This is a genomic window from Paenibacillus darwinianus, assembly GCF_000598065.1.
GTDB lineage: Bacteria > Bacillota > Bacilli > Paenibacillales > Paenibacillaceae > Paenibacillus_I > Paenibacillus_I darwinianus.
The window spans coordinates 1-8,677 of sequence record NZ_KK082168.1 but is presented as its reverse complement, the minus strand read 5'-3'; the positions used below and the strand labels follow the sequence as shown (position 1 = coordinate 8,677).

Annotated in this window: 6 protein-coding genes and 1 rRNA gene; all 7 read right to left on the bottom strand. The window is 56.4% G+C overall.

What is annotated here, in order from left to right; genetic code table 11:
• Positions 1-2,231 (bottom strand): transglutaminase domain-containing protein (locus tag BG52_RS09425; RefSeq protein WP_051602308.1); only part of this gene is annotated, 2,231 nt, incomplete at its 3' end.
• Positions 2,231-3,463 carry a DUF58 domain-containing protein gene (locus tag BG52_RS09420; protein WP_036580878.1) on the bottom strand — a complete coding sequence of 411 codons (1,233 nt, stop codon included), beginning with the start codon at positions 3,461-3,463 and terminating at the stop codon, positions 2,231-2,233. The genes BG52_RS09420 and BG52_RS09425, both read right to left, overlap by 1 nt.
• Before the next feature lie 2 nt (positions 3,464-3,465).
• The gene (locus BG52_RS09415) at positions 3,466-4,422 is read right to left on the bottom strand and encodes an AAA family ATPase (protein WP_036580875.1); all 957 of its coding nucleotides are present in this window, start codon (positions 4,420-4,422) and stop codon (positions 3,466-3,468) included.
• 576 nt (positions 4,423-4,998) lie between these two features.
• A complete protein-coding gene (locus BG52_RS09410; RefSeq protein ID WP_036580872.1) occupies positions 4,999-5,793 on the bottom strand; it encodes an ABC transporter ATP-binding protein in 795 nt (264 codons plus the stop codon).
• Positions 5,786-6,718 carry an ABC transporter permease gene (locus tag BG52_RS09405; protein WP_036580869.1) on the bottom strand — a complete coding sequence of 311 codons (933 nt, stop codon included), beginning with the start codon at positions 6,716-6,718 and terminating at the stop codon, positions 5,786-5,788. The genes BG52_RS09410 and BG52_RS09405 overlap by 8 nt, the downstream gene beginning before the upstream one ends.
• Positions 6,719-6,798: 80 nt before the next feature.
• On the bottom strand, positions 6,799-7,884 hold the full coding sequence (locus BG52_RS09400) for an ABC transporter substrate-binding protein (RefSeq protein WP_036580866.1): 1,086 nt from the start codon (positions 7,882-7,884) through the stop codon (positions 6,799-6,801).
• A 628-nt stretch (positions 7,885-8,512) separates the two neighbouring features.
• Positions 8,513-8,677: ribosomal RNA gene (locus BG52_RS09395) — 23S ribosomal RNA — on the bottom strand; the annotation flags it as partial.

The following is an 8,677-nucleotide window of genomic DNA, read 5'->3' as shown; positions in this document are numbered from 1 at the left end:
TAGAGCCGTTCCCGTATCGACTTGATTTTGACCGCAAGCCGCTCCGCCTCTTCGGACGTTGCTTGCGACGCACTGTACTTCGCACGCTCGAATACGTTCAGCACATGCATGAAATCGTCCCGAAGCGAGCGGCGGATATCTGCCCAGCGGTGAACCGATTCACGCAGCGTCTCGTGGTCGAACCGTTCCAATCCCCGTTTTTTGCAATAACGCACCAGCTTCTCCGTCTCCAGGACGATCCGCTGGTTGCCGTTCAACGTGCCGAAGCGGAGCTTGCTCCACATCCCTGCGGCAGCGCTGCGGGCGAAGTAAGCGGCTGCCGCCAGCAGCGCGGCAAGCGCCCCGATGCTCCAGCTCAGAGGAATCGAGAATCCGCGCTTTTCCGGAGCCAGCTCTGGCTTCGGCTCTGCGGCTTCCGGAGCCGTCTCGGGCGCGGCAGGCGCTTCGGCAGGCATGCTGTAAGGAAAAGAGAAGCCCGCCGTCGCTTCAAACTCCATCCAACCGTAGCCCTCGAAGTAAACCTCAACCCAAGAATGGGCGTCGGCGTTGCGCACCGTATAGGTGCCGCCCCCGTTCGGATCCCCGGTTTCTTCTGGCATGCCTCTGCCGATAAAATTATCGAGCGGGAGAATGCCGGGCGCATAGCCCTTCACCCAGCGCGCCGGAATGCCCGATAGGCGCGCCAGTACCGCCAGCGCCGTCGAATAGTAGTCGCAATACCCTTCCTTGACCTCGAACAGGAAGGAATCGACGAAATCGGCGCTTTTCCTTTTGCTCAGATCCGGCGTATTCGTATAAGGGAAGTTTTGTTTCAAATAGCTTTCTATGGCTCTGACTTTGTCATACTCGGAAGCTTGTCCGCTCGTCAGCTCCTTCGCCAAATCTCTCATACGCTTTGTGACGGTATCCGGCAGCTGCGTATAGGCAGCCAGCATGGCCTCGTCCGTAACGGGCTTCGACTGCCGCAGCTTCGTTTCGTCGAGCACCGGCGCCTCCGACACAATCGAATACACCTCCGGATAGGGCGTGCGTCCCGACTGCGGCCATCGCAGCTCGCCTGAATCCTGCAGCCAAGCGAGCGAGGACGGGATGCCCCCGCCGCTGTCCGGTCCGCCGATCGCGGCAACGGAGCGAATCGTGGCTGCGCCGAACAGCACGGGATACGGGTCCTTCCGGATCATTGTGATCGTCTGCCGCACTTCCTCCGTTTCGACGTTCGTCTTATCCAGCACGGAAGGCAAAGGCTCTCCCGCAGCGATGCCCGACAAGGCCGGCTCCCGCCGCTCGGCGCTGCTGTCGTTCCAGCCCATGCCGGTGTAGACCGACTTCGTCTCGCCGCGCCAGTAGCTTCGGCGGGTTGTGGATACCGTCATCACCTCTGAATAATCGAACTGGAAGCCCCCTCCCAGCTCGCCGTCCTCGCGGCTGTAGCCGGAACGGCTGTCCCGGGACAGCCCCTCGGCCGACGTGCTCTCCAGCTTGTTCCCGACGAACGACGGCACGGATTGTCCGCGTGATTCCATCCACATCGTATAGGGATCCTTGAGGATCGGTTGAATATTCGGCACGAACAGACCAGAGGCCATTACAACCACTAGCACGAGCACGACCGGCACGGCGAAGTTCACGGGGTATTCGAGCATATGCCCCCAAGTCTCGGGATGTTTTTTCTGAAACCGGTAAAAATGCTCCGCCGCCAGCCAAGCTAGCGCAACGAATACGCTCCAGGCCACCTCGTCCCAAAAATAAATTTCGGTAAACGAATCCAGAATACTGAGCGAAAGCACGCTTGCCCCCGTCATTAATATGACCTGATACCGCGTCCGGCAGAAAGATCCCGCGAACAGGAACAGCAGCAGAACCGGAAGTGAAATCCAAATATAGGGGTCCAAGGGGGAGATGAGCGCGGCGAACCAGTCTCCCCATGGCTGCAAGGGACGCAGCCCGTCAGGCGTGTCCAGCCAGACGAAATTGCTGTGTATCATCGTGAGGACCGTAACGGCGAGCACATGAAGCGCCAGATGAAGCCGTCTGGACCCCGGAAAGAGCCACTCGATCAGAACGCCTGCGATCAGCAAACCGTGCACGATCGCAAAGGTTTGGGGCCACCAGTAACCCTCCAGAGAGTCGAACCATTGCCACAGCAATATGGCCGAGAACAGAAAGGCAAGCTTGCCGTACCAATCCGAGGTCAAATACCGGAATAGCCGGCGGCCTTGATGCACCCCCATCAGCTCCCTCCCCCTTCCAAAGCGCCGGGCAGCTCCTGCAATTGGCGTACGTTAAACGTCTGCCAGCCCCTAGCGCGAAGAAGCTTCTGCCAACCGGCCGCCGGGTCCGAATCGTCTGCTCCGGGCAAATGAATCAGCGAAGGGATCATCCCTTTCCTCTCAAGCCATTGCATCGAATTGACGACCTCCTCGCCGCCATGCGGCGTCACCAGCACAACGAACGAACCCGGAGACAGCAGCGGAGAAGCCTGCCGAAGCGACCGGTATAAACCGGTCGAGCCGTCGGCCGCCGCGTCAACCAGATGATTCAGGATCAGCTTGCGCTGGTCTGCGGTTGCCCTCGGTTGGAACCCGTCCGCCGTCGCGCCCACCGACACCAGCCCCATCGCGGTTTCGCGGCGGAGTCCGTGTTCGAGCAGCGAAGCGGTTACCGATACGGCGAGCTCAAATAGTTCCGGATTGGCGTAAGCCGCACCGCACCTGTCCAGGACGACGACCGTGCGGGGAACCGACTCGCGATCGAATTCCTTGGACTTCCACTCTCCGGTTTTGGCCGTGGCGTTCCAATGGACGCGGGACAGCCGGTCTCCGTACAAATATTCCCTTACCCCGTTAATCTGCGTCGTTTCCTTCGCGGAGAGGGACGATGCCGCATGCGAATACGGGCCCTTCAAGCCCCGCTGATGCTGGCTCCATGCGCGAATCGGGACGGTCTGGGGAAGCACGGTGAAGGCCGAGGGCGATTCAAAGCGGCCCGTATGCTCGAACAAGCCGAAAATATCTCTCGTTACGCATTCGGTTTCAAGAAATGCGTAACGGCCCCTTTGCAGCGGAGGCGTCGAATATTCGACACGTCCGCTCCGCCGGATATCGGGGATAAACGACACCTCGAACTGCATGCTTTGTCCTCCCCGCCGCAAAAGACGATCCTGTACAACCACATAGGGCATCGGCCAGATGCCGGGAATTTTCAGCTCGACCTTGACATCGAGCCGGGAGCCCGCCGCCACCACGTTGTCGCTTACGCCACCGATGCCGGCCAGCTGTCGCGTCCCTTTCACGAAGCCGATCCCGCTCCGCTTGCCCAGGACCAAATAGATGATGAGGACGTTTAGAATGCTGAAAAGCATGAAGGACGTTTTACCGCCTTGGAACAACAGAAAAAGCGAGCAGCCCACGTATACGATGCCCGTCAGGCGCCAACGAAGCTGCATGATTCTGGCGGTTTCCATCCTCAACGCTCCAATCGAACCGGAACTGAGACTTCCTGCACAAGCCGTCCTACGAGATCCTCGGAAGTCTCCCCATTCATGCGGGCCTCCATATGAAGCAGAATACGGTGGGAGAGCACCTGGCCAGCCAGCCGCTTAATATCATCCGGTATGACATAATCGCGCTCACTCAGATAGGCGTGCGCTTTGGCGGCGGCCATTAGGGAGATCGAAGCCCGCGGACTGGCACCAAGCTGTACGCTGTGATGCTCGCGAGTCGCCCTGATGATGCGAACCAGATAATCGGCAACCGCCTCGTCGACGTGAACCGCCCTCACCCGTTCCTGAATCCGCGCGATATCGCCGATCTCCGCGACCTGCTCCACATCGGCATAGGCTTGATCGGAACGGCTGTTAAGCACCATCCGTTTCTCGGTCGCATCGTCCGGGTAACCGAGCGTAAGCCTCATCATGAAACGGTCAAGTTGTGCCTCCGGAAGCAAGTAGGTACCCTCGAATTCAATCGGGTTCTGGGTGGCGAACAGTATAAAAGGCGACGGCAGCGGATGGGAAATCCCGTCCACGGTCACATGCCGCTCTTCCATCGCTTCGAGCAGCGCGGATTGCGTTTTGGTCGTCGCTCTATTAATCTCGTCGGCAAGCAGAATATTGGCCATAATCGGGCCGGGACGAAAAATAAAAGCTTCTTCCTTCGGATGATAGATGGAAACGCCGGTTATATCGGTAGGCAATAAATCCGGATTGCACTGGATGCGTCGAAATTGTCCGCCGACCGCTCTGGCGAGCGCCTTCACGAGCTGGGTCTTGCCTGTGCCGGGCACGTCCTCGAGCAATACATGACCGCCGGCGAGCAGTGCGGCGAGAAGCCGTTCGATCTCGTCCGATTTTCCGAGAATACAATTCTCGAGACTACGACGGATCGCGCCTATCATCTGCATATCGTTGGTGCGTATTTCCATTGCCTCAAACCTCCCGGTAGTAGAAGTTATCGTGACGCCGGTCCGGTGCCGATCGGGTCTACTGCCGGACAAACGCAAATACACTTCCATTTTACAGGAACGCCGAAGCCGTGTACAATTGTCTCTCTGATCAAAAAGAATTGGAGGATCGCACAGCGACCCTCCAGACCTGAGAATCTATGGCAGCAGCACGGCCAACAGCAGCACGACGAGCAGCACGAACAGCACAAGAATCAGAACAAGCGATTTATACATGTCGGAACTCCCTTCACAGAGGCGACTGCTTACATCGTATGCTCTTCCTCCGAAATCGTTCCGCCCATCCCCATATCTGAAGGAAAGGCGTCACGAACGGCAGACGGGCGGGCGTGACGACCGCATTCGGGCTAAGTCTCGGCAACATCGTTCACAGTCTCGCCGCGGCGCTCGGGCTTTCCGTCCTTTTCGCCTCCTCCGTATGACTGTTCACCGGCTTCAAGCTGCTTATGACTCAACCCTGACAGGCTCCTTCACGCGAAAAAGGCCTCCCGCACAGCAGATTGCGCTGTAAGGGAAGCCTTTTTCCGTTCTGAAACGTCAACCGAACACGACCCGGTCATCGGCCATTTTATGGCCGCTGATTTGTTCGAATTCGCGAAGCAGCTGCTCGACGGTGAGATCTTTCTTCTTCTGCTCGTTCACGTCGAGAATGATCCGCCCTTTATCCATCATGATCAGACGGTTGCCGAGGCGAATCGCCTGCTCCATATTATGGGTAACCATTAACGTCGTCAGCTTCATCTCCCGCACGATGCTCTCGGTCAGGCGCGTAATTGATTCCGCCCTTGCCGGATCAAGCGCTGCGGTATGCTCGTCAAGCAACAAAATTTGCGGCTTCGTAAAAGTTGCCATCAGCAGGCTGAGTGCCTGGCGCTCCCCGCCCGATAGCTGGCCCACCTTAGCCCTCGGCCGATTCTCAAGCCCAAGGCCCAGCTTTGTAAGCTGCTCCTGAAATAAAGCCCGTCTTGCGCGCGTAACGCCGAAGCCCAAACCGCGAAATTTGCCCCGTGAATAGGCCATGGCCAGATTTTCTTCAATCGTCATGTTCGGGGCCGTTCCCGCCATCGGGTCCTGAAATACACGCCCCACCCAGCGGCTGCGGCGGTATTCGGGGAGCTGGTGCACGATGTCCCCGTCGATGCGCACCTCGCCCGCATCCGGCGTCATCACACCCGAAATCACGTTCATCAGCGTTGACTTTCCGGCCCCGTTGCTTCCGATCACCGTAACGAAATCACCTGGCTGCAGCACAAGGTCGATATTCATCAAGGCGATTTTTTCGTCAGGCGTACCGGGAAAAAACAGCTTGGAAACCTGTTTCAGTTCAAGCATGCTTGCCACCTCCCTCCGGCTGCTGCGGCGTCCGCTCAGACAGCTGAGCCGTGCGGCGCTTCGCCAGCTGCTTTTGTCTCCACGAGCGCTGGGCTGAAGGAATGACCAGAGCCAGAATGACGATTGCGGCGGTTATGACCTTCAAATCCGAGGCTTCGAACCAATCCGCGCGCAGCGCAAGCGCCACGACGATCCGATAAACCACCGCTCCAACAACCGCCGCCAGGGTCGCCCAGAATACGGTGCGGGCGCCTAGCAGCGCTTCCCCGATAATGACCGAAGCGAGCCCGATCACAATCATCCCGATTCCGCTTGAAATGTCCGCAAAGTTCTGGTATTGCGTAATCAGCGCGCCCGACAAAGCGACAAGCCCGTTTGACAAGCCAACCCCGACAATTTTCGTCGTATCCGTGTGGGAGCCGAAACTGCGAATCATCCGCGCGTTATCGCCCGTAGCCCGCAATGCCAAGCCAAGATCGGTCCGCAGAAAACCGTCCAGCATCAATTTGATCAGAATGACTCCCGCTGCGATAAGACCGATGCGCACCCAATCGGACGAAATATCAAAAAATGGAACGTCAAAGCCACGCAGCGACAGATTTGGTTTGCCCATGATCCGCAAATTGATGGAATACAAGGCGATCATCATCAGGATGCCTGAAAGCAGCCCGTTGATTTTTCCTTTCGTGTGCAGCAAACCGGTGCAAAAGCCCGCTGCAAGCCCGCCGGCGAATGCCGCAACGCCAGCCAGCCACGGCGAGTATCCTCCCGTGATCATCACGGCGGCGATCGCGCCGCCTGTAACGAAGCTGCCGTCCACGGTCAGATCGGGAAAATCGAGGATGCGGTACGTAATATACACGCCGAGAGCCATGATGGCATACAAAAGGCCGAGCTCCACCGATCCGATAATTGCGTTCAACATACGGATAAACCTCCTAAATGAATCCCCAAAAGAATAGAAGGGGTGAACGAAAGGACGTTCACCCCCGTGCATTTGCGTCGTTAAGGCTGAATCAGATTTTGCTCCTGATCTGCTACCTCTTTTTTCATAGCGTCCGTAACTTCGATTCCCATATCCTGTGCCGCCTTTAGATTCAAAATAAAGTCCAGCTTATCGGGTACGGTTACTTTCATATCGCCGGGCTTCGCACCGTTCTTCAATATATCGACCGCCATCTGGCCGACTTGATAGCCATGGTCGTAGTACTTAAATCCCACCGTTGCAAAGGCTCCCCGCTCGACCGTATCGCGGTCGCTGGAGAAGAGCGGGAGCTTCTCCTCATTGGCGATTTCGATCAATGTGTCGATTGCGCTTACCACCATATTGTCAAGCGTGATGTATAAGGCATCCACACGGCCAACCAGCGATTCAGCCGCCTGTTGAACCTCCGAGGTATTGGTGACGGCGGCTCTGACCAGTTCAATGCCGTTCGCTTTAAGCGCTTCTTCCGCTATGTCGGCCATCACAACGGCATTGGGCTCCCCTTCATTGATAACCAGACCAACCGACTTCACGTCAGGGAAGTTGGCTGCGATGAAATTCATCAGTCTGGTGATCGCCTCCGGGTTCGTATCAGAAGCGCCCGAAATATTGGCGCCTGGCTTATCCAGATTATCGACGAGTTTGGCTGCTAGAGGATCGGTAACCGCTGCGAACAGCGTCGGCGTCTCCTGCTCCTCCTCAGCTACCGCCATCGCAGACGGTGTTGCAATTGCCAGAATCAGATCATTGTCCGCACCGGCCAGTTTCTGGGCGATGGACAGGTTATTCGTGGGATCGCCTTGAGCGTTGTTTAAATCGACTTCAAGATTTTTACCCACTTCGATACCTGCATCCTTCAGCGCAGCTAGGAAACCTTCGCGCGTCGCATCAAGCGACGGATGCTCAGCGATCTGGGAGATGCCGATCTTGTATTGCTTTTGGTCCGCATTCCCCCCATTATCCGACCCGCTTTCGGTATTCTTGTTGCCGGAGGCGTTTCCGTTCCCCGCTGCATTTCCAGAATCAGTATTGCCTTTGCCCGCGCCGCATGCGGAGATGATCAGGACAGCGGCAAGTACAAGCGCCAACCAAGTGAATTTTTTCATGCTTATCTGCTCCTCTCAACTGGACGCAACCGGCAGCCGTTTAACGCTTTTATCCGTTAAAGTGAATTAGTAGCAATGCTGCGCCTTAAGTTTACATACTCTTTATATTAAGTTGCAATAATAATCGCGTCAAATAGATTAATATGTCAACTGGCAGTAAAATATCGATGTCCATGTTAAGTGGCCATTATGAACGGCAGGCGGTCTGTTCGACTGGACGAAGTCAGCCCTACCGATTAACGCGAGAAGGCCACAGGGGCAGGGCAACAATCCTTGCAATTGTTTCACCTTCGTCGGCACGTTGATTCCAGTAAGGAAAAGAGAATTAAACGGGCACGGTCTCCACAACGGCCGTTCCTCGCGATGGCGGATCGTATTGCGTCTCCCCATTATATTGTTTCAATAATCCTAAATCCGGAATTGAATCCGAAACGGCAAAAAACCGCTGAGCGGCGCTGCAGCCTGCAGCGTCATTCAGCGGTTTCTTTATCGTGCGTTTGCCATTGCACGTTGAAAACCGGATGCGAATGTAAAGTGAGCTGATTGCCTGTTCTTACTCCCCTCATTCGGGGCCCCCGAAAAGTAATCGGCATACGCTACGAAGCATATCGTCACTTTTGGGGTATCTTAGGATAAGCCCTCGACCGATTAGTATTCGTCAGCTGCACGCATTGCTGCGCTTCCACCCCGAACCTATCAACCTGGTCGTCTACCAGGGGTCTTACGGATTGGGAAATCTCATCTTGAGGGGGGCTTCACGCTTAGATGCTTTCAGCGCTTATCCCGTCCGTAC